At 67.3% G+C, this 24,850-nt stretch carries 25 protein-coding genes; 7 read left to right on the forward strand and 18 right to left on the reverse strand.

Features of this window, described 5'->3' with window-relative positions:
• Window positions 1-5: 5 nt before the first annotated feature.
• Together ABIC50_RS19055 and ABIC50_RS19060 are read right to left on the reverse strand one after the other, a co-directional pair.
• A complete protein-coding gene (locus tag ABIC50_RS19055; RefSeq protein ID WP_354166155.1) occupies window positions 6-782 on the reverse strand; it encodes a class II aldolase/adducin family protein in 777 nt (258 codons plus the stop codon).
• Window positions 757-1,647: an urea transporter gene (locus ABIC50_RS19060; RefSeq protein ID WP_354166158.1), complete on the reverse strand. Its 891-nt coding sequence runs from the start codon at window positions 1,645-1,647 to the stop codon at window positions 757-759. The genes ABIC50_RS19055 and ABIC50_RS19060 overlap by 26 nt, the downstream gene beginning before the upstream one ends.
• A gap of 181 nt (window positions 1,648-1,828) precedes the next feature.
• Between ABIC50_RS19060 and ABIC50_RS19065 the strand changes: the two genes are divergently transcribed.
• Window positions 1,829-2,383 carry a putative glycolipid-binding domain-containing protein gene (locus ABIC50_RS19065; RefSeq protein WP_175659043.1) on the forward strand — a complete coding sequence of 185 codons (555 nt, stop codon included), beginning with the start codon at window positions 1,829-1,831 and terminating at the stop codon, window positions 2,381-2,383.
• Here ABIC50_RS19065 and ABIC50_RS19070 read toward each other — a convergent pair.
• The 5 genes from ABIC50_RS19070 to ABIC50_RS19090 all read right to left on the reverse strand — a co-directional run bounded on the left by ABIC50_RS19070 (window position 2,344) and on the right by ABIC50_RS19090 (window position 7,651).
• Entirely contained in the window at window positions 2,344-3,276 is a 933-nt protein-coding gene (locus tag ABIC50_RS19070) for an alpha/beta fold hydrolase (protein ID WP_354166160.1), read from the reverse strand. The genes ABIC50_RS19065 and ABIC50_RS19070 overlap by 40 nt on opposite strands.
• A gap of 4 nt (window positions 3,277-3,280) precedes the next feature.
• On the reverse strand, window positions 3,281-4,186 hold the full coding sequence (locus tag ABIC50_RS19075) for a metal-dependent hydrolase (RefSeq protein WP_165753369.1): 906 nt from the start codon (window positions 4,184-4,186) through the stop codon (window positions 3,281-3,283).
• On the reverse strand, window positions 4,183-5,121 hold the full coding sequence (locus ABIC50_RS19080; RefSeq protein ID WP_011659064.1) for an SDR family NAD(P)-dependent oxidoreductase: 939 nt from the start codon (window positions 5,119-5,121) through the stop codon (window positions 4,183-4,185). The genes ABIC50_RS19075 and ABIC50_RS19080 overlap by 4 nt, the downstream gene beginning before the upstream one ends.
• Window positions 5,122-5,142: 21 nt before the next feature.
• A complete protein-coding gene (locus ABIC50_RS19085; RefSeq protein ID WP_354166162.1) occupies window positions 5,143-6,732 on the reverse strand; it encodes a flavin-containing monooxygenase in 1,590 nt (529 codons plus the stop codon).
• Between the two features lie 247 nt (window positions 6,733-6,979).
• Window positions 6,980-7,651 (reverse strand): lysoplasmalogenase, encoded by a 672-nt coding sequence (locus ABIC50_RS19090; RefSeq protein WP_354166164.1) that lies wholly within the window; start codon window positions 7,649-7,651, stop codon window positions 6,980-6,982.
• A 371-nt stretch (window positions 7,652-8,022) separates the two neighbouring features.
• Here ABIC50_RS19090 and speB point away from each other — a divergent pair, with 371 nt between their 5' ends.
• On the forward strand, window positions 8,023-8,991 hold the full coding sequence (gene speB, locus ABIC50_RS19095; protein ID WP_354166166.1) for an agmatinase: 969 nt from the start codon (window positions 8,023-8,025) through the stop codon (window positions 8,989-8,991).
• A gap of 55 nt (window positions 8,992-9,046) precedes the next feature.
• Here the strand turns inward: speB and ABIC50_RS19100 are convergent, their stop codons facing one another.
• From ABIC50_RS19100 to ABIC50_RS19110, 3 genes are all read right to left on the reverse strand, one after another.
• Entirely contained in the window at window positions 9,047-9,256 is a 210-nt protein-coding gene (locus tag ABIC50_RS19100) for a hypothetical protein (protein WP_006753082.1), read from the reverse strand.
• A 284-nt stretch (window positions 9,257-9,540) separates the two neighbouring features.
• On the reverse strand, window positions 9,541-9,744 hold the full coding sequence (locus tag ABIC50_RS19105) for a cold-shock protein (protein ID WP_006485974.1): 204 nt from the start codon (window positions 9,742-9,744) through the stop codon (window positions 9,541-9,543).
• 326 nt (window positions 9,745-10,070) lie between these two features.
• Window positions 10,071-10,661, reverse strand: a complete 591-nt coding sequence (locus ABIC50_RS19110) for a flavodoxin family protein (RefSeq protein WP_354166507.1) — start codon at window positions 10,659-10,661, stop codon at window positions 10,071-10,073.
• Window positions 10,662-10,779: 118 nt separating this feature from the next.
• Here ABIC50_RS19110 and ABIC50_RS19115 point away from each other — a divergent pair, with 118 nt between their 5' ends.
• Entirely contained in the window at window positions 10,780-11,685 is a 906-nt protein-coding gene (locus tag ABIC50_RS19115; RefSeq protein ID WP_175790312.1) for a LysR family transcriptional regulator, read from the forward strand.
• Between the two features lie 92 nt (window positions 11,686-11,777).
• Here ABIC50_RS19115 and ABIC50_RS19120 read toward each other — a convergent pair whose 3' ends face one another.
• From ABIC50_RS19120 to ABIC50_RS19135, 4 genes are all read right to left on the reverse strand, one after another.
• On the reverse strand, window positions 11,778-12,758 hold the full coding sequence (locus ABIC50_RS19120) for a sulfonate ABC transporter substrate-binding protein (protein WP_354166168.1): 981 nt from the start codon (window positions 12,756-12,758) through the stop codon (window positions 11,778-11,780).
• 124 nt (window positions 12,759-12,882) lie between these two features.
• Window positions 12,883-13,731: a MerR family transcriptional regulator gene (locus ABIC50_RS19125; protein WP_354166171.1), complete on the reverse strand. Its 849-nt coding sequence runs from the start codon at window positions 13,729-13,731 to the stop codon at window positions 12,883-12,885.
• A gap of 9 nt (window positions 13,732-13,740) precedes the next feature.
• Entirely contained in the window at window positions 13,741-14,301 is a 561-nt protein-coding gene (locus ABIC50_RS19130; RefSeq protein WP_354166173.1) for a GNAT family N-acetyltransferase, read from the reverse strand.
• An 82-nt stretch (window positions 14,302-14,383) separates the two neighbouring features.
• Window positions 14,384-15,304 carry a LysR family transcriptional regulator gene (locus ABIC50_RS19135; protein ID WP_354166175.1) on the reverse strand — a complete coding sequence of 307 codons (921 nt, stop codon included), beginning with the start codon at window positions 15,302-15,304 and terminating at the stop codon, window positions 14,384-14,386.
• Window positions 15,305-15,429: 125 nt separating this feature from the next.
• Between ABIC50_RS19135 and ABIC50_RS19140 the strand changes: the two genes are divergently transcribed.
• Entirely contained in the window at window positions 15,430-16,428 is a 999-nt protein-coding gene (locus ABIC50_RS19140) for a quinone oxidoreductase family protein (RefSeq protein ID WP_354166177.1), read from the forward strand.
• Between the two features lie 96 nt (window positions 16,429-16,524).
• On the opposite strand, the gene ABIC50_RS19145 is transcribed toward ABIC50_RS19140, so the two are convergent.
• Entirely contained in the window at window positions 16,525-18,039 is a 1,515-nt protein-coding gene (locus ABIC50_RS19145; protein ID WP_354166180.1) for an MDR family MFS transporter, read from the reverse strand.
• Window positions 18,040-18,268: 229 nt separating this feature from the next.
• Between ABIC50_RS19145 and ABIC50_RS19150 the strand changes: the two genes are divergently transcribed.
• Window positions 18,269-19,828 carry a methyl-accepting chemotaxis protein gene (locus tag ABIC50_RS19150; RefSeq protein WP_354166182.1) on the forward strand — a complete coding sequence of 520 codons (1,560 nt, stop codon included), beginning with the start codon at window positions 18,269-18,271 and terminating at the stop codon, window positions 19,826-19,828.
• Window positions 19,829-19,893: 65 nt separating this feature from the next.
• Here ABIC50_RS19150 and ABIC50_RS19155 read toward each other — a convergent pair whose 3' ends face one another.
• Together ABIC50_RS19155 and ABIC50_RS19160 are read right to left on the reverse strand one after the other, a co-directional pair.
• Window positions 19,894-21,561, reverse strand: a complete 1,668-nt coding sequence (locus ABIC50_RS19155) for an ATP-binding domain-containing protein (protein WP_354166184.1) — start codon at window positions 21,559-21,561, stop codon at window positions 19,894-19,896.
• Window positions 21,562-21,681: 120 nt separating this feature from the next.
• Window positions 21,682-22,536 (reverse strand): helix-turn-helix domain-containing protein, encoded by an 855-nt coding sequence (locus ABIC50_RS19160; protein WP_011659048.1) that lies wholly within the window; start codon window positions 22,534-22,536, stop codon window positions 21,682-21,684.
• A gap of 536 nt (window positions 22,537-23,072) precedes the next feature.
• Here ABIC50_RS19160 and ABIC50_RS19165 point away from each other — a divergent pair.
• Window positions 23,073-23,282, forward strand: coding sequence for a hypothetical protein (locus ABIC50_RS19165; RefSeq protein ID WP_006759801.1), 210 nt, complete (start codon window positions 23,073-23,075; stop codon window positions 23,280-23,282).
• A gap of 283 nt (window positions 23,283-23,565) precedes the next feature.
• Complete coding sequence (locus ABIC50_RS19170) at window positions 23,566-23,841, forward strand: hypothetical protein (protein ID WP_126225594.1); 276 nt, start codon at window positions 23,566-23,568, stop codon at window positions 23,839-23,841.
• Window positions 23,842-24,200: 359 nt separating this feature from the next.
• On the opposite strand, the gene ABIC50_RS19175 is transcribed toward ABIC50_RS19170, so the two are convergent.
• The gene (locus ABIC50_RS19175; protein ID WP_011659045.1) at window positions 24,201-24,848 is read right to left on the reverse strand and encodes a hypothetical protein; all 648 of its coding nucleotides are present in this window, start codon (window positions 24,846-24,848) and stop codon (window positions 24,201-24,203) included.
• Between the last annotated feature and the right edge of the window lie 2 nt (window positions 24,849-24,850).

Here is a 24,850-nt window from a genome sequence, read left to right on the forward strand (position 1 = left end):
CGGCGTCAGTCGCGATACGACGGATCGACGCGGTCGAGGCGGCGCAGCAGCGCCGGCCATTCCAGTTCGCCCTCGATCGCGCCGCCGTCGCGCAGTTGCTCGGCGGTGCGGGCCGCGACGGCCGGCTCGGGCAGCACGAGCGGCCCGCCGCCTGCCTGCGCGCGCACCTGGATGTCGCACGCCTTGATCAACGTATCCATCAGCACATACGCTTCGGCGACGGTCCGGCCGACCGTCAGCGTGCCGTGATTGCGCAGCAGCATCGCGGAGTTCGCGCCGAGACTGGCGGTCAGCCGCGCGCCTTCGGCCGGCGAGAAGGCGAGCGCCTCGTAGTCGTGATACGCGAGGTCGCCGTGAAACCGCAGCGCGTGCTGCGATGCCGGCAGCAGCCCGTCGCGCTGGATCGACACGGCGATGCCGGCCGTATTGTGCAGATGCATCACGCACACGGCATCCGGCCGCGCGGCATGGACGGCCGCATGCAGTGCGAAGCCCGTCACGTTGACCGGATGCTCGCTGTCGCCGATCCGGTTGCCGGTCAGGTCGATCTTCACGAGATTCGATGCACGGACTTCGTCGAACGTGAGGCCGAACGGATTGATCAGGAAATGGCCGGGTTCGCCCGGCACCGTCGCGGACAGATGCGTGTAGATCAGGTCGTCCCAGCCGTTCAGCGCGACGAGGCGATACGCGGCGGCGAGATCGACGCGCAGCCGGCGCTCGGCGTCCGAGATCGGGCCACCGGGTTTCACGGTGTCAGGACGGTGTGCGAATGACGACATCGGGTTCTCCGAGGGTAAAGCGGCGCGCGACGGCCACGGTGATCCACGACGCGAGCGCGAACGGCGCCGTGAGCGCCGGGACGCCCGCGTGCATCGCGAGCCACTGGATCAGCGCGGCCAGGGCGGCCGCCGCGAGCGCCGCGCGCGTGCCGCGCGACATCAGCGCAAGCGCGGCGAGCGCGCCGTTGAAGCCGAGCAGGCCGTCGGTGAATCCGGTATCGCCTGCGCCGAGTGCGACCAGCAGCACGGTCGACACGATCGCGCCGCCGAGTGCGAACGCGGCCGCGCGGCGCGATGCGATCGCGATGCCGACAACGATCAGCATACCGGCCCACGCGCCTTGTGCGAAAGCGGTTTGCGCGACGCCCGACAGCAGCGCGGCGGCGACCGAGGAAAGCGTCGGCGCCGGATCTGTCGCGACACCGCTCGCATGCTGCATCGCGACAAACGGCAACCATAGCGCGGTGGCGGCAAGGCACGGACTCGAATACGCGCATTGGCGCCATTTCGCGAGCGGGGTGCGCATCGCGCGCTGCACGAGCGCGGCGCCGATCGCGGCGAGCGGTGCGAGCACGAGCGCCAGCGGGGCGGGCGCAAAGACGACGGCCACCAGCGCGGCGAGCGCGCCGTTGAAGCCGTGCAGACCCTGTTCGACGGCGCGGCGTTCCGCGCGGGTCAGCACTGCGGTCACGTTCGCGGCGGCCGCGCCGACCAGCGCCGCGCACGCGAGCCGCAGGTCGGTCAGCGCGAGTGCGGCGACCAGCATCGCGCCGGTGAACGCGTTCGCCTGCAGCACGATCTGTCCGATGCTGCGCAGCAGGATGCGCAGGTCGATCGACGGCGAGGCAGGGCGGGCGGTAGGCATGGCGGCGCTGGAGCAGGACGAGCCGCGAGCATAGGACACTCTCCCGTGCACCGGAATAGGGAATTCTGGATACTCGGGATTTGAGGCAGGTGCCCTGAATTGGGGCGGACGTTAGCGTTTTCGCGACATTTGCGGGCTCTGGTAGTAAATTTGCGCTCTCGTTAGCGTTTTCGGAGGAACGATGCGAGAAGTTCGCTGGGCGTCGCTCGAGGGCGACGGAATCGAACACCTGACGTTCGATCGTGCTGAAACCGGCATCGTCGTCGAAAGCGCCGTGGTCGGCCAGCGGTACGGCCGCGCGTACGGGCTTGCGTACCGAGTCGAATGCGATCCGCAGTGGCGGGTCCGATATGCGGTGCTCAGGGTGATGGGCGGCGGCACGCTGGAACTGCACGGCGACGGCGCCGGCCACTGGCGCGACGGTTCGGGCAGCGCGCTGCCGGAACTGGATGGTTGCGTCGACATCGACATCGCGGCGACGCCGTTCACGAATTCGCTGCCGATCGGCCGCCTCCGTCTCGCGCGCGGCGAGCGGCGGCCGATCGACGTCGCGTACATCTCGACGCCGGATCTGACCGTCGCGCCGGTCAAGCAGGCCTACGCGTGCATCGAGCCGGGCCGGCGCTACCGCTACGAAGGAATCTTCCGGAATTTCACGGCGGAGATGGACATCGATGCCGACGGGCTCGTGATCGACTACGAAACGCTGTTCAAGCGCCTGCCGGCGCTGCGCTGAACCGGGGCGCTCGCCGTCGCGGGGGCCGCCGCCGGGGTCGCCGCGGCCGGTCTTTCATGCGCCGCGGCAAACCGGTCGATCCGCGCGGCGATCAGCTCCGGATCGCGCACCACGATCCAGTGCGCGCCGTCGATTTCCTCGCGCACGTGCTCGCCGAGCCAGCGGTCGAGATCGACCGACATCTCGGGCGTCACGTAGCGGTCGCGCACCGGCACGAGGATCTGGACCGGCGCCTGCGCATACCGCTCGCGCGGCCGTCTCGCCCGGGCGAGGAAATTCGCGCGGTAAAGCTGCAAGCCGTTCAGCGCGTTCTTCAACTGCGCGGGATCGCGCTCGGGCCGCACGCGCTCGGTCAACTGCAACCAGCGCGGCCACAGCGCGGCACCGCCGAGCCGCCACACCAGCGACGGCACGACCGGCAGGTGGAAGAACGCGATGTACCACGACTTCAGGCTCTGCTTGAGCCGCATCTTCGCGCGGAACACGTGGTCGAGGCACGGCCCGGAGATCGACGTGTACGACGCGATCCGGCCGCGGAACGCGGGATCGGTCACGGCCTCCCAGCACTGGATCGACCCCCAGTCGTGGCCGACCAGATGAAACGGCCGGTTGCCGCAGGTCGCATCGGCGACGGCCTCCAGGTCCTCCGCGAGCCGCGCGAGCGCGTAATCGGCGCGGCGGCGCGGCGCATCGGACGCGCCGGCGCCGCGCACGTCGTAGGCGATCACGCGGTAGCGCTTCGCGAGCCGCGCGCGCACCGGCGCCCACACGGCCGCCGAATCGGGATAGCCGTGCACGAGGATCAGCGGCGGCGCGCGCCGCGGGCCGCTGACATACACGGCGAGTTTCACGTCGCCGGAGCGGACGGTCAGCATCTCGTGCGCGTGCGCCATGACGTCATGCCTGCGCAACCGGATGCAGCGGCACGCGGCGCGGGGCGGCCTGCGCCGCGTAGCGCGCGTTGGTCGCGTCGATGTTCGCGAGCAGCGTGTCGAGGCCCTCCAGGTACTGATGGTTGTCGTGGTCCCACGGATGGAAGCCCGGGCGGAAGTAGTCGAGCCATTCGCCGGCGATGCTCGGCAACACGCCGTTCTTCGGGCTGTACAGATACTTCACGAGGCGCCACATGCCGCCGAACCTGCCGTGCTTGCGACGGTGCGCGAGCATCAGCCGCACGTGGAAGTCGAACACGATCGTCCAGAACATCACGGTCGTCAGCAGCATCGTGCCGGTGCGCAGCAGATAGCTGCCGAGGCCCGGCTTCATCACGGCGTTCCATACGTCGTACGACACCGCCTTGTGCTCGGTTTCCTCCATCGCGTGCCACATCCACATCTGCCGATAGCCTTCGACCGAGCCGTCGATCCGGTGCTCGTGGCCCGACAGCAGCTGGTTCGCGAGGATCGCCGTGTAATGCTCGAGCGCGATGGTCGCCGCGAGCTGCATCGAATGCGGCATCGTCTTCCTGAAGAAGCCGAGGATCGTCCACAGCCGCTTGTCGAGCTTGTGCGCGGGCAGGCCGGCCGATTGCAGCAGGTCGTTGTACTCGATGTGCTCGCGCGTGTGCATCGCTTCCTGGCCGATGAAGCCGAGCACCTGCTTCTTCAGCTCCGGATCCTCGATGCGGTCGCGGTAGTAGCGCACCGAATCCATGAAGAAGCGCTCGCCCGCCGGAAACAGCAGCGACAGCGCGTTCATGAAATGCGTGACCGGCACGCCCTGGACGTGCCAGTCCTTCGCGCGTTCGGGCGGCAGCGCGAAACGGATGTCGCGCCGAACCGGCATCATGTTCGGGTTCGTCATGATTGTTCTCCTGCCTGATTGCCTGCGTTGTTGTAGGGGGCGTGAAGCGGGGCGGCCGCCGGCGCGCCGTAGCGGGCGGCCTCGCGGCGGGCCTTCGCGGCCTCGCGGCGCGATACGAGCACCACGATCGCCTGGTAGGCGGCCGGCATGATGCGCGCCATCCAGTCGGCGCCCTTCGCATCGCGGCCGATCAGCACGCGACGCTTGTTCTTGCGCACGCCGGCGAGGATCGTGCGCGCGGCGTCGTCGGCGCTCGTGATGAAGAATTTCTCGAAGTTGTCCTTGCCTTGCTGCTCGCTCTGGATCAGGAAGCCGATCATGTTCTTCGCGACGCAGCTCGACTGCGCGATGTTCGTGCGGACGCCGCCCGGATGCACGCAGGTCGCCGACACGCCGCACTTCATCATGTCGAGTTCCTGGCGCAGCGATTCGGTGAAGCCGCGCACCGCGAACTTGGTCGCGTTGTAGCCGCTCATGCCCGGCTGCGCGAAGATCCCGAAGATGCTCGACGTGTTGATCACGTGACCGTCGCCCGATGCCTTCAGGTGCGGCAGGAACGCCTTCGTGCCGTGCACGACGCCCCAGAAGTTGATGTTCACGATCCACTCGAGATCGCTGTATTCCATCCCTTCGATGGTGCTCGACAGCGCGACGCCCGCATTGTTGAAGATCAGGTTGACCTTGCCGTGCTCCTTCGCGGTGTCGTCGGCCCACGCGAACATCGCGTCGCGATCGCCGACGTCCAGCATGCGCGTCGACACGCGCACGTTCGGCGCGATCGCGCGGACGATCCGCTCGGTTTCGGCGAGGCCGACGCCGTTCTTGTCGGCGAGCGACACGTGGCAGCCAGCCCGCGCGAGCTGGACCGCGAGTGCGCGGCCCATGCCCGAGCCGGCGCCCGTGATCGCGGCGACCTTGTTGGCGAAATCTCTCATGTCGGTGGCTCCTTGTCTGGCTCAGGCCGCTTCGGCGGAAGGGGAAGTTGAAGCGGAAGCGGCTGACGCGGCGACGGGCCGCGCGGTCGTGTCATGCCGCGGCGCGCCATACGCGTGGTAATCGGCGATCGAGAAGCGTGCGGTCGCCTGGCGGAAGCGCCATGTGAAGCCCGGCCATAGCGTCGTGTTCTTGCCGGTGCGCGGATCGAGGTACCAGCTCTTGCAGCCGCCCGTCGACCAGATCGCCTTCTTGAGCTTGCCCTGCAGGTCGTTGTTGAACTGCGCCTCGACGAGCGGGCGCACCTCGATCGCATCCGCGCGTTCGCGCTGCATCGTCTGCAGCGCGCCGAGGATGTATTCGATCTGCGACTCGATCATGAACACCATCGAGTTGTGGCCGAGGCCCGTGTTCGGGCCGACGATCATGAAGAGGTTCGGATAGCCGGGCAGCGTCGTGCCGAGGTACGCGTGCGCACCGTCGCGCCACGCGTCGACGATGTCGAGGCCGCCGCGGCCGACGATCGCGCCGCGCGGAAACGGATCCGCGACCTGGAAGCCGGTGCCGTAGATCAGGCAGTCGACTTCATGACGCTTGCCGTCGGTCGTCACGACCGCGTCGGCTTCGATGTGGTCGATGCCGGTCGTGATCACGTCGACGTTCTTGCGCGACAGCGCCGGGTAGTAGTCGTTCGAGATCAGCACGCGCTTGCAGCCGAGCGTGTAGTTCGGCGTGACGGCCTGGCGCAACTCCGGATCGGGGATCTGCTTGCGGATGTGACGCAGCGCGAGCTTCTGCACGTTCTTCATCAGCGACGGATGGATCGCAAAGCCGAGCACGCGCGATTCGAGCATCCAGTAGATGCCGCTGCGCACGGCCTTCTGCGTGAACGGCAGCGTGCGGAACAGCCATTTCTCGAAGCCGGTCAGGTTGCGGTCGGGCTTCGGCATGATCCACGGCGGCGTGCGCTGGAACAGCGCGAGTGCCTTCACGCGCGGTGCGATCTGCGGCACGAACTGGATCGCGCTTGCGCCGGTGCCGATCACCGCGACGCGCTTGCCGTCGAGCGGATAGTCGTGATCCCACTGCTGCGAATGGAATGCACGGCCCTGGAACGTTTCGACGCCGGGGATCGCCGGCAGCGCGGCGCGCGACAGCCCGCCCATGCCCGACACGAGCACGCGCGCCGACAGCAGCTTGCCGTTCGCGAATGTGAGGCGCCAGCGCTGCGCGGTTTCGTCGTACTCGGCGCGCCGCAGTTCGTGGTTCATGCGCAGGTGCGGGCCGATGCTGAAGCGCTGCACGCAGTCTTCCAGATACGCGCGAATCTCCGGCTGCGGCGCGAACATGCGCGTCCAGCGCGGGTTCGGCGCGAACGAGAACGAATAGACGTGCGATTGCACGTCGCATGCACACCCGGGGTAATGATTGTCGCGCCACGTGCCGCCGACCGATGCGGCCTTCTCGAGGACGACGAAGTCGGTCACGCCTGTTTGCCGCAGGCGGATCGCCATTCCCAGCCCCGCGAAGCCGGTGCCGATGATGGCGATGTCGATGGTTTCGTCCGGGCCATCGTGGCCGGGCGGGCCGAAAGGCAACGTGCGAGCATTCATCCGGGTGTCTCCGATTTGGCTCATTTTTTAATGTTACATTGGTTGATGTAACGATAGTGGGTGAGCCCGGAAACCGCAAGCGGCTAGAAGCGACGCTCTAACGGCGGGAAACCAGACGGGAAAAGGCTGAGCGGGGTTTGGAACGGCGTGCTTTCCGCATTGCGGGAGGCGCGGAAAGGGCCGTCGGCGGGGCGAGCCAAGCGATGAACGAAACCGCGCGATGCGCGGCGGTCTGTTTGAAACAGTATCAGGGACAGTTCGAGCGGGCGGCCGTCTCATGGAAAACCCCGGCCACGATCAGGACCTGCGCGAGCGCGTAGAGGCCCCAGATCAGGTAGTCGATGCCGGGAAAGCCGCCGAGGAACCGGCCGACGCCGATCAGCGTATCGGAGCCGACGAAGATCAGGCTGCCGATGGCGACCAGCGCGCTGCGCGTGCGAGCGGCGAGCGCGAAGCTCGCCATTACGCACAGCACGAGCATGTAGACGGCGACCGGCGCCAGCAGCTCGCCGAGGTGCGGGAAGAACGCCACGTAGAACGCCGGCGCGGCGATCCACAGCGCGACGAGCGCGCCGATGCGCCAGCCGTGCGGCCGCGCGCGCCATCGGAAGAAGACCACGCAATAACACACGTGCGTGAGCAGGAACGCGCCGAGGCCGAACACGAACGACAGCGGCCAGTCGGGTAGTGCAAGCAGCACGTCGCCGAGCACGGCGGTCGCGAGCGCCGCGCACAGCCACGCGCGTTCGCGCGGCGCGCCGCACGTGCTGCCGGCCGCGAGCAGCAAGAGGCCCATCGCGGCTTTCGCGGCGGCCTGCCCCGGATAGGGCGCGGCGGCGAGCGACAGCCCGTACAACAACGCGGCGGCGATGGCGAGCGGCCAGAGCCGGCGATAGGCGGCGGGAAGCGTGGCGATCAAGGCGAGTGTCTCCGGTTTGCGGTTTTTGTGGCGGACGGCGCGCCGTCGCGGGCGCGGCTGCCGGCCATTATCCGGAAGAACGGGTGCGCAAGAACCGGTGAATCCTTCTAGGAAACGGTAGCGATGGGAATCGATGGGCGGTGAGGCCGCCGCCGGATTTTTCCGCGCGTTGCCCCGGCTGAACCGGGGCAACGCCTTCCATTCGGCTTGCTATGATCGCCGCGGTATTGCCGTTGTCGATGTCGTTGTCCCGTCCGGCCGCGCGAGGATGCGCAAGCCGATACGTGCCCGATGAATCCATGCCGTGTCCAACCCGCGCGCCCATGCCAGGCGAAACGGGCGGCCCGGCCGCCATGACTACCGATCCGACCATGACCGAACTTCTTCACGGCGACGGTGCGATCCGTCGCACGACGCCGTACGGCGCCTCGATCGAAAATACTTATGCGGGTGTGCTGTCGTTCATGCGCCGCAACTATTCGCGTGCGCTTGACGGTGTCGACGTCGCGATTTCCGGCGTGCCACTCGATCTCGCGACGACCTATCGCTCGGGCGCAAGGCTCGGGCCGGCCGCGATCCGCGCGGCGAGCGTGCAACTCGCGGAGCTCAATCCGTATCCGTGGGGCTTCGATCCGTTCGACGATCTTGCGGCCGTCGACTATGGCGACTGCTGGTTCGATGCGCACAATCCGCTGTCGATCAAGCCGGCGATCGTCGAGCATGCGCGGACGATCCTGCGCTCGGGCGCGAAGATGCTGACGCTCGGCGGCGACCACTACATCACGTATCCGCTGCTGATCGCGCACGCGGAGCGCTACGGCAAGCCGCTGTCGCTGATTCATTTCGACGCGCACTGCGATACATGGGCCGACGACGAACCGGACAGCCTCAATCACGGCACGATGTTCTACAAGGCCGTGAAGGAAGGGCTGATCGATCCCGCGACGTCGGTGCAGGTTGGGATCCGTACGTGGAACGACGACTTTCTCGGGATCGAGCGGCTCGATGCCGCGTGGGTGCACGACCACGGCGCGCGTGCGGCGGTCGAGCGGATCGTCGATATCGTTGGGGCGCGGCCCGCGTACCTGACGTTCGACATCGATTGCCTCGATCCGGCGTTCGCGCCCGGTACGGGCACGCCGGTCGCGGGCGGATTGTCGTCAGCGCAGGCGCTCGCGATCGTGCGCGGGCTCGGTGCGGTGAACCTGATCGGGGCGGATGTCGTCGAGGTGGCGCCCGCCTACGATCACGCCGACATCACCGCGATCGCGGCCGCGCATGTCGCGTGCGATCTGCTGTGTCTGTGGCGGCAGAAGAAGGTGGCGGGTGCGTTGAAGTAAAGCGGGCCGGCGCAGGGCGCCGGCGCGTCGCTGGAACGATGGCCGGGCGCTGGCTTCAGCCGCGCGTGTCGATCCAGTTGCGTGCCCAGCGGCTCGAGTGCTGCAGCGCCTGTTCTTCGCTCACGAAATAATCGAGCGAATAGAACTGGTAACGGCCTTCGGCGCGTTCGAGCAGCAGGTTGGAGGAAAAACTACCGTCGGGCAAACGATGTGCCGAGGGTTGAACGGCATAGCCGTTGTACTGTTGAATTCGTTGGTTTTGCATTTGCGTTTTAATTTTAATGATGTTCGAGTGCGCGCGTGCCGTGCCAAATGTGCACAGGTGCGCCGATTCAAAGCCATTGCGAGCTGAATCCGAAGCAGTCGAAAAGCAGAAAAGGGGCCTTGCAGCCAGAGGGGGAATGAAGTGCAACGAGGCGTGTGGCGCTCGGCAAGCTGCTGATCGATCCGATGCAGCTAAGAGCAGTCGCGCCAACTTTGGGAGTCGAAGCTCCGCGAGGATGTCGCTGCAACCCGGCGTCCGTTACCGGAGGCCGGGTCCTTCAAACTTTACAGCGGCTTGATGTTGGCCGCTTGCAGACCCTTCGGGCCTTGCTTCGTTTCGAAGCTCACCTTCTGGTTTTCAGCCAGCGTCTTGAAGCCGTCAGCGCGAATTTCCGAGAAATGCGCGAACAGGTCGTCGCCGCCGTTGTCCGGGGTGATGAAGCCAAAGCCTTTGCTGTCGTTGAACCACTTGACGATACCGGTATCCATGAAGAATCCTTGATGAAAAAAATAGAAAGATGTGCTCTGCGAGAGAGCGTTTGAAGCGTCAAGGAGGGAGAGGACCACGAATATCGCTGGGTAGCGACAATTGATGAACAGCAATCGAACTTCTTGAACTTCTGGCGACACACTACGCGCCGCCCGTGCCGCCGTCAATCGTTATGTTGTAACTGTTTCATTGAGCCATCCGTTTGTCAGATGAAACGATGTGACCCTGCGGGGCGGCGCGGCCGGTCCGGCATGGTGCGCAGGCGTCATCATACCGCGGTAAAGCCCCGAGGCATGCAGGGCGGCGCGCGCCGCCCATCCGGATTTCAGCCGATTCGAGCGCGTCCTGCCCGGAACTGTCCGGCGATCGTTGCGACGCGTTCGCCATACCGGCGAGCCGTCTCCAGATCCCCCGGCGACATCTCGTCGGGCGACGCGTCGGCCGGCGTCTGCGCCATCGGCGCGAGATAGGAGCCCATGCGATTCAGGTCGTCACGCATCGAGGCCTTCACGTTCGCCGGCTTAATGTCCATGCTCGCCCAGATCCCGCCGTGCTGGCCGGCGAGCAGGACGAAGTATTCGAGCGTATTGAGCTTGTCGCCGTTGATGCTTGCGCTGTTGGTGAAGCCGCCAAAGATCTTGTCGCGCCACCCGGCGTCGAACCAGACCTTCGACGATGCATCGGCGAACTTCTTGAACTGCCAGCTCGGGCCGCCCATGTAGGTCGGCGAGCCGAACAGGATCGCATCGGCGCCGGCGAGCATGTCCCACGCGTGCGCTGGAATATTTCCGTCGGCATCGATGGCGACGAGCTCGGCGCCGGCCCCTTCGGCGACCGCCGTTGCCATACGTGCGGTATGCCCGTAACCGGAGTGGTAGACGACGACCGCTTTAACCGAAGAAGTGTGTTGCGTCATGATTGTTCCCTTTCGTTCAGGTTGTCGTCGGCTGACGACATGGGAAAGCACTCTACTGAGTCGCAACCGGGTTATAAATGATGACCGATTGAACGTGCTGTTACTTCCAGGGTGAACAATGCAAAACCTCGACGCGCTCCTGATCTTTGCCCGTGTCGCCGAAATGACGAGCTTCACGCGGGCGGCCGAAAGCCTGGGCATCCAGAAAGGACGTGTGTCGATGGTGATCCGCAAGCTCGAGCGCGACGTGGGGGTTGCGCTCCTGCATCGGACCACGAGGAGCGTGCAGTTGACCGAAGACGGCCGCGCGTTCTATTCCCGCGCCCGCGACCTGCTGGCCGAGGTGCAGGAATTGCAATCGATGTTCTCGGGTAACGGCACACGCCTGCGCGGCAGGTTGCGCGTCGACATGCCGACCGAGCTGGCACGCAGCGTCGTGGTTCCCGCGTTACCGCAACTGATGGCCGCGCATCCCGAGCTCGAACTGGAACTGTCGAGCACCGATCGGCGCGTCGATCTCGTCCAGGAAGGGTTCGATTGCGTGATCCGGCTGGGTCCGATCACCGATGACACGCTGATTGCGCGACCGCTGGGCAAGCTGCGGATGACGAATGCGGCAAGCCCGGCCTATCTGGCGCGGCACGGCATACCGCACACGCTCGACGATCTGCGCAGCCAGGGGCACCGGATGGTCCACTACACGCTGACGCTCGGCGCCCGGCATCCCGGATGGGAATATCCGCATGGCGACGGCTATGCGTCGCTGCCGTTGCCCAGCGCGATGCAGGTCAACAGCGTGCAGACCTATCACGCAGCCGGGCTTGCCGGCATCGGGCTGATCCAGGCGGGATATTCGGCGCTCGCGCATCACATTGAAAGCGGCGCGCTGGTCGAGGTTCTGCCCGACCTGCGTCCCGAGCCGCTTGCCGCGTCGCTCGTCGTGGCCCATCGGCGCAATCTGTCGCCGCGCGTGCGGGCCTTCATGGACTGGATCGAGGGCGTCTTGGCGCCCTATCTGGATTAGCCGCGAGGGGAGCGGCGGCATTTGCCGCAAATTCGAGAAGACAAAAGGCCGACGGGCAGGGTGTCCGTCGGCCTGTTTCGAGGGCGTTGATGTTACTTCGCGGCGAGCGCACTCGCCACGTCCGTGTCGATCCACGCATTCTCCGCGACGCTGAGCTTTTGCGGAATCAACTTCGCCGTATGGAACGCATCGGCAACCCGCTGCTGCGCCGCGACGATCCTGTCGTCGAGCGGCACCGCGCCGAACGGCACGCGCTTGATCCACGTCTCGACGAGCGGTTGCGGCAGGCCGACCTTCGGCGCCAGCAGCGCGGCCGTGTCGGCCGGATGCCCGTTGACCCACTGGCCCGTTTCGCGCGCCTGTTTCAGGATCGCGCCGACCAGGTCCGGATGCTGCTGCGCGAAGTCGCGCGTCGCTTCGTAGAAGTTGTTGGTCGCCGCGAGCCCCGTGTAGTCGGACAGCGTACGTACCTTCAGCGCATTCTGCGCGGCGGCATAGTATGGATCCCATACGACCCACGCGTCGACGTTGCCGCTCTCGAACGCGGCGCGCGCGTCGGCCGGCGGGAGATACACGGGGTGGATTTCGTCATAGCGCACGCCGGCCTTCTTCAGCGCTTCGAGCAGCAGGTAGTTCGCGCTCGAGCCTTTCTGCAGCGCGACCTTCTTGCCGCGCAGCTCGGCGACCGAACGGATCGGCGAATCGGCCTTCACGAATACGGCTTCGTTGTGCGGGGCCGGCGGCTCCGCGCCGACATAGACGAACCGCACGCCGGCCGCCTGCGCGAACACGGGCGGCGGCGCGCCCGTATAGCCGAAGTCGATGCTGTTCGCGTTCAGCGCTTCGAGCAGTTGCGGGCCGGCGGGGAATTCGAACCACTGCACGCCGTAGCCGAGCGGCTTGAGCCGTGCTTCGAGCGAGCCTTGTGCCTTGATGATCGATAGCAGGCCGGCCTTCTGGTAGCCGATGCGCACGACCTTGTCGGCGGCGCCCTGCGCAAAGGTCGACGTGGCGGAGAGCGCAACGAGTGCGACGGCGGCGGTGCGGGTGATCCAGCGGGTGAAACGAATCATCGAACGAACTCCATGCGAAACGTCTTCTGGCGAGCGGCCGGTGCCGCCCGGTTGGAAGAATCGTCGCATGGGCGATCGCGCCCGCAAACGAAGCATTGCCGATATGAATATGACGGCGACGGCCCTATGCTTTGTCGCCGTCGCGTTGCGGATCGGCGGTATCGGTCGTGCCGGATTGCCGCGCCGCCTCGTCGCTGAGCTTCTTGTCGAGGATCGTCGCGACGCGCCCGCCGAGATAGGCGCTTGCCGCGTTCTCGAGCGCGCGGTTCGTCTCGCCTTCGACGAACACCGCCGCGAGCGGGCGCAGGCGCCAGATTGCATCGACGAGCGCGGGCACGTCGGTCACCGGCGGCAGCGTGCCTTCGTCGTAGCGGTCGAGCCGCTTCACGACGAGATCGACGAGCAGCCGCGCGATCGCGTCGAAGTGCGGCCGCGCGAGGCTGATCACGTCGAGCAGTTCGCGCGGCGGGATGCCTTCCTTCGCCATCGCGGCCGCGGCCTCGAGCAGCGCGGGGCTTTTCGCGACGAACGACAGGCCGTGCCGTTCGAGCAGCCCGAGTTCGGTCACGCGCGACAGTTGCGACGCCGTCTGCGGGCCGAACATCTGCGCGAGGGCGGCGAGCGAATAGGTTTTCGGCAGTTCGTGCGACCAGCGGCCGCCGATCGCGTTTTCCAGGCCGAGGATCGAGCGCAGGTCGTGACCTTCGTCGATCGCCTTGATCAGATCCTGGATGTTCGACAGCGTGTAGCCGCGTGCGAGCAGATGGTTGATCAGCTTCAGGCGGGCGACGTGCGTGTCGTCGTAGATGCCGACGCGCCCGCGCTTCTCGGGCGGCGCGAGCAGCCCGCGATCCTGGTACGCACGCACGTTGCGCACGGTCGTGTCGGACACGCGCGCGAGTTCGTCGACCGTGTACTCGTTGCGGGAATTCGCGGCGGCCTCGTCCGGCATGGGGGGAGTCTGTTTTGACATGCGGCCATTCTAGCGCGACGCGACAGGCTCGGGCGAGGCGGGGAGCGTGCGTGCGCCGTCGCCCAGCGCGCGCTGCATCAGCGCGGTATCGATCCAGCGGCCGTGCTTGTAACCGACCGCCTTCAGCCCGCCCGCCGGCTCGAAACCGAATGCGCGGTGCAGCGACGTCGAGCCGCCGGTGCCGCCGTCGGCGATCACCGCGATCATCTGGCGCCACGGGCCGGTCTCGCACCGCGCGATCAGCGTCGCGAGCAGCGCGCGGCCGATGCCGCGGCCGCGCTGGGCGTCGTCGATGTAGATCGAGTCCTCGATCGTGTGGCGGTATGCGCTGCGCGTGCGATACGGCGTCGCATACGCGTAGCCGGCGATGCGGCCGTCGCATTCCGCGACGAGATAGGGCAACCCGTGACGCAGCACCGCGTCGCGGCGCGCGCGCAGTTCGTCGACGTCCGGCGGCGTCTCCTCGAACGACGCGACGCTTTGGCGCACGTGGTGTGCGTAGATCGCTTGAATGGCGGCGAGATCGGACTCGGTCGCGTCGCGGACGACGCAGGCGGCAGCAGCGGGCATGGTGGCGGAGCGGGGGGATGAAACCGCTACTATGCCGGCCGCTGGGCGGTGCGGTAAAGGCATCAACAGCGTCGCACGCTTTCTACAGGTGGCCGTCCGCGGCGCGCACCGCGTCGGCGATCGCATCCGCGACGCGCTGCACGCGCAGCGAGCGCCGCACGTCCGGGTGGACGACGAGCCAGATCTCGCGCTCGACATCGCAACGCGGCGCCGACGTCAGTTCGACGAGCGCCGCGGTGGCCGGCAGCGACGGATCGGCCGAGGCCGACATGCCCGCGCCGGCGTCCGCGTCCGTTACCGATGCGTCGACGAGAAAGCGCGGCAGCAACGCGATCCCCGCGCCGGCCACGCACGCACGATGCAGCGCGGCCAGATCGTTGGCGACGAACGCGAAGCGGCGGCCGGCCGCGAAGCGTTCGAGCCACTGCTGTTGCGGCATCTGCGCGAGTGCGTCGTCGTAGCCGAGGAATGCCCAGGTGTCGGACGGCTCGGCGGCCCGTTCGGGCGACGCGCACAGCGCGAAGCGCATCGTGCCGAGCCGGCGCGCGGCCAGCCCAGGCTCGCTCGGTCGCGACAGGCGCACCGCGAGGTCGGCTTCGCGTGCGTACAGGTTGGCCGCGTGCATCTCGCCCATCAGGTCGATCCGCAGCGCGGGCCACGCGCGTTGCGCGCGCGCGAGCCGCGGCGCGAGGAAGTGGCTCGCAAATACCGGCGAAGCCGACACGCGTACGACGCCGTCGAGCGCCGCCGCGCCCTGCGCGGCGCGCGCGAACGCATGCACGTCGGCTTCGACGCGGGCTGCATGCTCGGCGAGATGCACTCCTTCGTCGGTCGGCGGCCAGCCGCGCGGCAGCCGGTCGAACAGCCGGATGCCGAGCGCGGATTCCAGCGCGTCGATGCGGCGGGCGACCGTCGAATGCTGGACCTGCAGCGCCCGCGCGGCGGCCGACAGGCTGCCGCCGCGCATCACCGCGAGGAAATAGCGGAGGTCGTCCCAGCTCATCGGCAGCGGAGGTGCCGGCGTCGGATCGGTCGAATTTTGCACAGTAGATGGGCATGTAACGGGAATTCCGCTCGATTATGCACGATGGGATGATCGTGTCACTTCATTCGATTGCGAGGAACGTCATGACCCAAGTTGTCACCGCCATCCGAATCGGGATCGACCGCTACGGCGACGCCGGCGTGCTGCGCCGCGTCGATGCGCCCGTCGCGCCGCCCGGCGCCGACGAGGTGCGGATTCGCCAGACCGCCGTCGGCGTGAATTTCGTCGACATCTATTTCAGGACCGGCGCGCATCCGTTGCCGGCGCTGCCGGACGCGCTCGGCGTCGAGGCGGCCGGCGTGGTCGACGCGGTCGGCCCCGGCGTGACGGCGCTCGTGCCGGGCCAGCGCGTCGCGTATGCGGGGCTGCCGACCGGCAGCTATGCGAGCGTGCGCACGCTGCCCGCCGAGCGGGTGGTGCCCGTGCCCGACGGCGTGAGCGACGACGCGGCCGCGGCCGGGCTGCTGAAAGGGATCACCGTCTACATGCTGCTGCATCGCGTCCGGCAGGTCGGCGCCGGCGACACCGTGCTCGTGCACGCGGCGGCCGGCGGCGTCGGGCTGCTGGCGACGCAGTGGGCACGCGCGCTCGGCGCGCGGGTGATCGGGACGGTCGGCTCGGCCGCGAAGGCCGCACTGGTGCGTGCGCATGGGGCGGAAGCGGTGGTCGACTATCGCGAGGAGGACTTCGTCGCGGCAGCCCGCGCGTTCGGCGGCGGCGCGGGCGTCGACTATGCGATCGACGGGATCGGCGGCGACGTGCTGACGCGTACGCTCGGCGCGGTTCGGCCGTTCGGGATGGTCGCGAGCATCGGGCAGGTTGCCGCGATTGGCGCGCGGCAGACGATCGATCTCGACGAACTGGGCCCGGCCCGCTCGATCGCGCTGGCGCGGCCGAGCGTGCTCGGCTTCATTGCGCGTGACGTCGCCGGGTATCGGGAAGCGGCGCGCGCGACGCTCGACCGGCTCGCGAACGGGATGCACGTGGAGATCGGCGCGCGGCTGCCGCTCGAACGGGCGGCCGACGCGCATCGGTTGCTGGAGTCGCGGCAGACGACGGGCGCGGTGGTGCTGGTGCCGTGACGGCCGAGCGGGCGGAGACCGAAAGTCGTGACGAGAGTCGTGTCGCGGTGTCGACCGGCGGGCACGCGGCGGAGCCGCGTCGTCGCCGCCCGCCGATCAGTGATGCGTGCGCAGCGGCGCACTCTGGACGAACCACGCGAGCACGAAAGCGATCGCGATCACGCCCGCCGCCGACAGATACACCACATGCAGCGACCCGGCGAATGCGTGCAGGTACGCTGCGCGCACCGCCTCCGGCAACTGGTGCACGGCCGCCGGGCCGAGCGCGGGCGGCAGCTCCGTGCCGGCCGGCAGCGCCTGCGCGAGGCGCGACTGCAGCCCGTGCGAGAACAGCGCGCCGAACGCGGCGACGCCGAGCGAGCCGCCGATCGAGCGGAACAGCGTCGCACCCGACGTTGCGACACCCATGTGCCGGAATTCGACCGTGTTCTGCACGGCGAGCGTCAGCACCGGCATCACCATGCCGAGCCCGATCCCGAGCAGCGCCATGTACGCGTACATGGTGTGCAGCGGCGTGTCGAGCGACAGCGTCGACAGCAGCGCCATCGCGATGCCGCCGATCAGCGTCCCCGCGATCGGAAACGGGCGATACGTGCCGAACCGCGAGATCAGCCGGCCGCTCGCGATCGACATCGCGAGCATCCCGCCCATCATCGGCAGCAGCTGCATCCCGGCCTGCGATGGCGTCGAGCCCTTCACGACCTGCAGATAGAGCGGAATGAACGTGACCGAGCCGAACAGCGCGATGCCGACGACGAAGCCGATCAGGCTCATCAGCACGAAGGTGCGCTGGCGGAACAGTTCGAGCGGCATGATCGGCTCGGCCGCGAGCCGCTCCTCGTAGACGAAGCCGCCGAGCGCGACCAGCCCGAGCACGAGCGTCATCCACAGCTGCGGCGACGACCACGGCAGCAGCGAACCGCCTTCGCTGGTGAACAGGATCACGCAGGTGAGGGCCGTCGCGAGGAACGCGGCGCCCATGTAGTCGATCCGGTGCTTCACGTGCGCGGTGTGCGGCCGGAACACGATGCCGATCACCGCGAGCGCGAGCGCGCCGAGCGGCAGGTTGATCGTGAAGATCCAGCGCCACGACAGGTGTTCGACCAGGAAGCCGCCGAGCAGCGGTCCGACGATCGTCGCCAGGCCATACACGCCGCCGAACATCCCCTGGTAGCGCGCACGGCGATCGGGCGGCACCAGGTCGCCGATCGCGGCCATCGTCACGACCATCAGCCCGCCGCCGCCGAGCCCTTGCAGCGCGCGCAGCACGATCAGCTGCGTCATGTCCTGCGCGACGCCGCACAGCGCGGAGCCGGCGAGAAACAGCACGATCGCGGCCTGCAGCACGATCTTGCGGCCGTACAGGTCGCCGAGCTTGCCGTACAGCGGCAGCACGACCGTCGACGACAGCAGATACGCGGTCACGACCCACGACAGCTGGTCGAGGCCGCCGAGCTCACCGACGATCGTCGGCAGCGCGGTCGACACGATCGTCTGGTCGAGCGCGGACAGCAGCATGACGAGCAGCAGTGCGGCGATCACCAGCCCGGTCGGCGTGTCGCGGCGGGCCGCTTCGGCGGCCGGCGGAGCAAGAAGGGTGTCGGTTCTCATCGAGATATCTGCCATGGCAGGGAATTGACCGGAATATAGAGGCAATTGATTGACTGGTCAATTTCTGCCCGGGCTCGATTTGTTGCACTGGTAACAGAAGATTGCGGGGGCGGAAATTTGATCGCGATCAGCCCGAAAGAGGGCCGGACTCAAGTTTTTTGCAGGCAAACCGTAATCCAGAGTGCCGCGCGCCGAATGGCGCGGCACCTTTCATCGCTCACGTCCCGTCATGAACCTGAACGCCCTGTTTTCCCGTTTCTCGATCCGTACGCGGATTTTTTCCACGCTCGGCCTGGTCGCCGTGCTGCTCGTCGTGTCGGGCCTGATCGGCCTCACCGGCATGCAGAGCTCGAACCGTGCGCTCGACGAGGCCTATACGCGCCAACTGGCCGCGAAGACCGCGCTGTCCGCCGCCAGCCTGAACCTGACGATCGTGCGTACCACGCTCGACCGCGCGCTGCTGCATCCGGAGGCGCCGGACGTGCCGGATCTCGTCAAGAAGGCCGACAGCTACCTCGCGAAGGCCGACGCCGCGTGGCGCACCTACGCGGGCATGCCGCACGACGGCGACGAAGGGCCGCTCGCCACCCGGCTCGACGCCGCGCGCCAGGCGCTGATCGGGCAGGCGCTGAAGCCGCTGATGGACGCGATCCGCGCGGGACGTCGCGACGATGCCGACCGGCTGCTGATGACGGTCGCGCCGCCGCTGTCGGTCGCGCTCACGCAGGCGACCGATGCGCTCGATGCGTACCAGGCCGCACGCGGCAAGGAGGTCTACGACACCGCCCAGACCTATTACGGCTGGATGCGCGTGGGCGCGCTCGCCGGCATTGCGTTCGGGCTCGCCGCGTGTTTCGGCTGCGCGGTCGGCCTGCATTTCGCGATCACGCAACCGGTGAACCGGCTGCTGTCGCATTTCCGCCGCCTGTCGGAAGGCGACCTGACGTCGGAAGTGCGCTGGTCGTCGCGCGACGAGATGGCCGAACTGGTCAAGGGCGTGACGGGCATGCAGCGCAGCCTCGCCGATACGGTGCGCCAGGTCAGCCAGGGTTCCGAAGCGATCTCGACCGCGACGCACCAGATCGCGGCCGGCAACACCGACCTGTCGCAGCGCACCGAGGAGCAGGCCTCCGCGCTGCAGGAGACGGCCGCGAGCATGGAACAGCTGACGGCGACCGTGAAGCAGAACGCCGATCACGCGGTCGAGGCGCAGGCCTGCGCGGACACCGCGAGCGAGATCGCGACGCGCGGCGCGACCGTCGTCGGCGAAGTGATCGGCACGATGAACGAGATCGATCAGAGTTCGCAGAAGGTGGCCGACATCATCGGCACGATCGAGGGCATCGCGTTCCAGACCAACATCCTCGCGCTCAATGCGGCGGTCGAAGCCGCGCGCGCGGGCGAGCAGGGCCGTGGCTTCGCGGTGGTCGCGGGGGAAGTGCGCACGCTCGCGCAGCGCTCGGCCTCGGCCGCGAAGGAAATCCGCACGCTGATCGGCGAGTCGGTCGAGCGTGTCGCGACGGGTTCGCGGCTGGTCGGCGTGGCTGGCGCGACGATGCAGGACATCCAGCAGGCGATCGGCCGCGTGACGGGCATCATGACCGAGATCGCGGCCGCGTCGAACGAGCAGCGTGACGGGATCGAGCAGGTGAACCGCGCGGTGTCGCAGATGGACCAGGTGTCGCAGCAGAACGCGGCGCTGGTCGAGCAGGCGGCGGCCGCGGCTGCGTCGCTCGAGGAGCAGGCTGATGGATTGCGGCGGGCGGTGGGGGCGTTTCGGGTCGCGTGACGGGGGAGTCGCGGGAGGGCGGTCAGTTCAACGTCATGCCCGCCACCCGCCTCGTCAACCCCGCATCAACCGCCCGTGAGCTGCGCGGCCGAGCGCGCCGACGCGACGAGCAGCAGCTTCATCGTCGCGCGTGTCGCACCGACGAACAGCTTGCGGGCCGCGCGCGCATCGAGCGTGTCGAAGTCGATCTCGGTCAGGATCACGCACGGCGCGGATTGCCCCTTGAAGCGGTAGATCGAATCGAGCAGCACGTCGCCTTCGCGATATTCAGGGTTGCCGAACAGATCGTACTTGCCGGTGAAGCGCTTGACCCGGTGCGGGCCGAGCTGGTCGAGCGGCGCGAGCACCGAGCTTTCGCGGCCGCGATACGACAACACCGCGATGTCCTGCTTGCGGAAGCCGAGCGACAGCGCGTGCGTGATCGCGCGCTTGGTCGCGTCGATGCACGCTTCGGCGAGCGCGTCGCCCGATGCGCCGTCTTCCCCGTATGACGACACCGACGGATCGGAACCGTCGAACGGGCTGCCCGAGCGCAGTTCCAGCGCGAGCGGCTCGACGCGGCCGACGACGTCGCGCACGAATTCGAGCAGGTCGCGCGGGCTGCGGTAGTTGGTCAGCGCCTTCAGCGTGACCCAGCCGGGCAGCGCGACGGGGTCGCGCAAATAAAGGTTCTGCAGCGGGTCTTCCAGCCACCACCAGGCCCCGTCCGGCGCGAGCAGGCGTTCGAGCGCCGTCGCCCATGGCGCGTGAAAATCCTGTCCTTCGTCGACGATCAGCACGTCGAAGCGCCAGCGTTCCGGAATCGGCGCTTCCGCGAAGCGCGCCTCGAGCCGTTCGAATGCACCCGGTACGTCGAAGTCGGGCGTATAGCCGCCGTCGCGCGCCACCCAGTCGCACAGCTGATGGTAGTTCGCGATCTTCGCGCCGGGCGGCGCGATGCGTGCGATGTAGTCGGCGAGCGGCCGGTTGAAACAGACGTAGAGCACGCGCTTGCCGGCCGCGACCGCGTCGCGCATCGCCTGCACCGCGAGCTGCGTCTTGCCCGAACCCGCGGTGCCCGTCACGCGCAAGCGGAACGGCGTGAACTCGAGCTGCCGCGCCCATTCGGCGAGGCCGCCCGACAGCCGCGTGACCAGCGTGCCGGCCTGCCCGACGAGCGCACTCGTGTCGGGCGTGAGCGCCAGCTCGTCCGCGAGAAAATGATGGAGCTTGGCCGCGTTCGGCAACGCTTCGTCGTGCTCGGGCAGAATCTGCAGGATCACCTGCGCGAGCTGCGTCTTGCGCGACGCGTCGACGATGCGATCGGCCGCGACACCGGCAATCGCCGTCTCCCGGATCGAGTAGTCGGGGCAGTACAGCAGCGCCTCGACGCCGTAGACGCCCGCGCCGAGCGCGGCGGTCAGCCGCCGGTGCAGCGTCTCCTGCGTGCGCGCGAGCTGGATCGGGACGTTGCGCTCCTTCTGCAGGTAGACCTTCACGAGCCCCTTCGGCGTTTCGCGCAGGAAGCCGGCCTTCTGCTCGATCAGCAGCACGCGGCCTGCCGGGCTGACGACGACGAACGCCGCTTCGCCGAACACCGAAAAGCCTTGATCGGCACGCGTCCAGTGCACGCCGTGATAAACGGTGTAGGTGTCCGGCAGCGCATGTTCGAGGGCGGCAAGCGTCTCGCGCTCGCGTTCGGCCGCGCCGGTGGCGGCGAGGCTTTTCCAGTCGTCGGGAATGAGGCGGGCCATGGAGGGGCGGCGGATGCCGGTCGTGAACAGGGTCCGGCTATTGTACTGAGGAACCTGTTCGCGACCGCTGCGCCGCGCGGGCGCCGGCCATGCGAAGGCGGGCGGCGCGGCCGGCCGGTGTTACCCGCGTGCGAGCCGTTTTGCGAGATCGGCGCTGAGGATCGCCATGCGCGCGGGTTTTTCGTAGCAGACGACGTCGAACGCGCGGATCACTTCGCTGATGTCCGCTTCGCTCGCGCGGCCCGTGAGCAGGTCGCCCGTCAGCACGAAGATCGGCGCGCCGGGATTGTCGGACGTGCGCACCGCCTTGATCGCGGTGGCTGCCGTGCTGCCGTCGAACAGCCATTCGGTGACGACCGCGTCGAACGCCTGGCCCTGCAGCGCATCGACGAACGGCGCGAGGCCGTCGAACGCGGCCGTCGCGAAACCCTGGCGTTCGAGATAGCGGCACAGCTCGGTCGCGCTGACGCGGTCGGGATCGATCACCGCGACGACGAGCTTGTCGCTCTCCGCGCGGCGCGGATAGATCTCGATCTTGTGCACGTCGTAGGCGTTCTGGTACAGCACGCCCGTGTGGCGCAGCACGCGCCAGCGGCCGTTCTGTTCATAGGCGACGAACTCGGGGCGCGCGCCGGCTTCGAGCGGCGCACCGATCCATGCGGTGCACGGAATTTCGGCAACGCCGGCGTACAGCACCGCCTCCTGCGAATAGGCGCCGACCATGCCGGGGTCGAGCGTTTGCGCGCCGAACAGTTGTGCGGCGGGCTCGCCGTAGGCTTCGGCGACTTTCTTGATTTGCGCGAGCGTCCAGGGGCTGCTGCCGCGCAACTTGCGGTGACCTTGCGAAAAGCTCAGGTCGAGGATGCGGCACAGCTCGGTGGTCTGCTGGCGCTTGCCGATGCCGTTGCGGGTCATTAGCTCGCGCACGCGCTCGGCAACCGCGAGGGAATCCGTGGTGATTGCTTCAGTGGTCATGCTACGGGAACGGATCTTGACTTCAGAACGACGCCTTGCGGCAGTCTCGGCGGACAGTCTTGACGACGTCCAGTGGCGAGCCGACCGGCCACGCGCGGAAAAGATAACTTTACCGCAAAACGACGGCCATTCCATGTCGCGAAAGGTGCGTTTGTGTGAAAGGTGTGTCACGACGTTACGGCGGCCCGGCGGCTTCCATCGCGCGCCAATGGCCCGTTCGCAACCGTCGGGCGCGGATCGCGCGGTGCCGGGACACGATTCCTCGCAGGGCGGCGCCTAATCTTACGACGCGGCCCGCGGGATGCACCAGCGCAGGGCGTTTCGCGGTGCGGAGCGCGCGCTCAGGTCGCTTCCCGTCGACAAATATTTACATCACTTTGCGCGTCATGCGGTCGGGCGGAACCGCATCTTATACGCGGATCGTTTGATGGTTTAGTCTAATGAATTCCCTGCGGATACCTTTTCGGAAGCGTGCGCGCATGAACGCGGCGGGGCGCCATGCTACGATTTCGCCGTCTCAAAAAAGCGTTGATGCGATGCAGAAGAAATTTGTGATGCGCGGGTACGAGATGAACTGCGAACCGCGCGTGACGGAGGACGGCAAGTACGCCGCTCAGGTCGAGGTCACGAAGCTGGGTTTCAGCCGCGAGGCGGCCTTCCGCAAGCTGGGCGAATTCGATACCGAAGCCGAAGCCGTCGCCTATGCGAAAAAATTCTCCGAAGAATGGCTGAGCCGCTACGCGTAGCGCGACATTTGCCCGTGCAAGACGGGCGTCGGCCTGACCGGCGCGTGCCTGCGAGTTGAGTCCCGCGGCCCCCGCGCGGGCAGCCCCATTCACAGCGAAACCACGACGAACGCCACCGATTGCGCGGCGTGGACGACGCGCGCCGTTCGCGGATGGCGGCGCGTGACCGTCTTCGATTCATCTCTGACGGTTGTCAATATTCGGGGAAGTTTGTAGATTCATTCCCCACACTGTGAGGTATCGTTTGACGATCGATTGACGGCAACGCAATGGGAGACTGCGAATGAGCACGTTGTGCATGCAGACCGTCGTTCACGGTAAAACTGTGCGGGTCATGTTGTCGCTGGAACGTCGTACCGCCAGGATCGACATCGTCGATGGCGACGCGGGCAGCCATCCGCCTCGCACGATGAGCATCGAACAGTACATCAAAGCCGGTATGGCGGACGACGAAATCGCCCGGCATGTGCTGGAAGTCGTCGCGATGTCGCTCGAGCAGCTTGCTCGGCTGCAGCCGTTCGATCGCGCGGCGCGCGCACGAATGCATTATTCACACTGATCACACCGATGCCGGGGGTGCGGGGGCTGCCCCGACGCGAGCCGCGCATTCCGACCTTCCGTATCGATCTCGGGTTGCGATTTGCAACGGGCTGCTGCGCGCGAGCGCGATCGTGCCCACGTGGCCTCGCGCTTGTCGCGCCTTCAGCATTTCGTCCGCGAGCCGATACGCGGTGACCGCGCGCTTGGATTCGTAATCGGCGATCGTTGATATCGTTGCGGCCGGCGTCTCGTGACGGCAATGACGTAAGGGCCTTGATTACATGGCGAGCGCCGGATCTTTTATGTTGTGAAGTACTAATGAGATGCGCATTGCGCTCCATCGCGACCATCGATCCATTGCGGCCGAATGCGGTCGACTCACGCCGGCATGTACATGAACGGCTCGCCGTCCTCCCGCTCCACGGAAAGCAGCCGCTGGAGTTGATCGAGCGCGAACAACTGCTTTCCCTCTGCAGCCGCTTCGGCTATCGCGGCATCGACCAGTTTCCTCGCTCGCGCGAGAATCACGGATCGCTGACGCGCGATCTCGAGCACCATGCGTTGCTCGATGTTCTGACGGCTCGATTGCTTGTCGCTCAGGTGACGCCAGCGATCGCGAAGCTCGGCCCACGTGACGCGCTGAAATTCCGGAATCGTGCGCGGGAGCGTGCCCGCTTCCGCGGGCTCCGGCTCGGCGCGCAATGCACAGCGCAGCGCCTCGCGCGCGCGCCACTCGTCTGAAAACGGCGCATACACGTCACGCGAGCGACCGATCGGATTGGCGCGCGCGATTTCCTTTTCGAGCAGGTAATTCAGCCGCCGCAGCGCCGAGCCATGCGCGAGCATGCCGGGGTCGAGCACGCGGATCCGGCGCGAGGCGTCCGCGACATGAGCCTTCAGTTCCCACAGCGTCAGGCGAAGATGCTGCACCTCGAGTATCAGGCGCTGCACGTCTGCATAGGTGCACTTCGTCCACCACCCGGTGAGATCGTTCAGCTTCGGGGGATCGAATGGGGGGAGGATCATTT

Source organism: Burkholderia sp. 567, assembly GCF_040545115.1.
In the GTDB taxonomy this organism is placed as follows: Bacteria; Pseudomonadota; Gammaproteobacteria; order Burkholderiales; family Burkholderiaceae; genus Burkholderia; species Burkholderia ambifaria.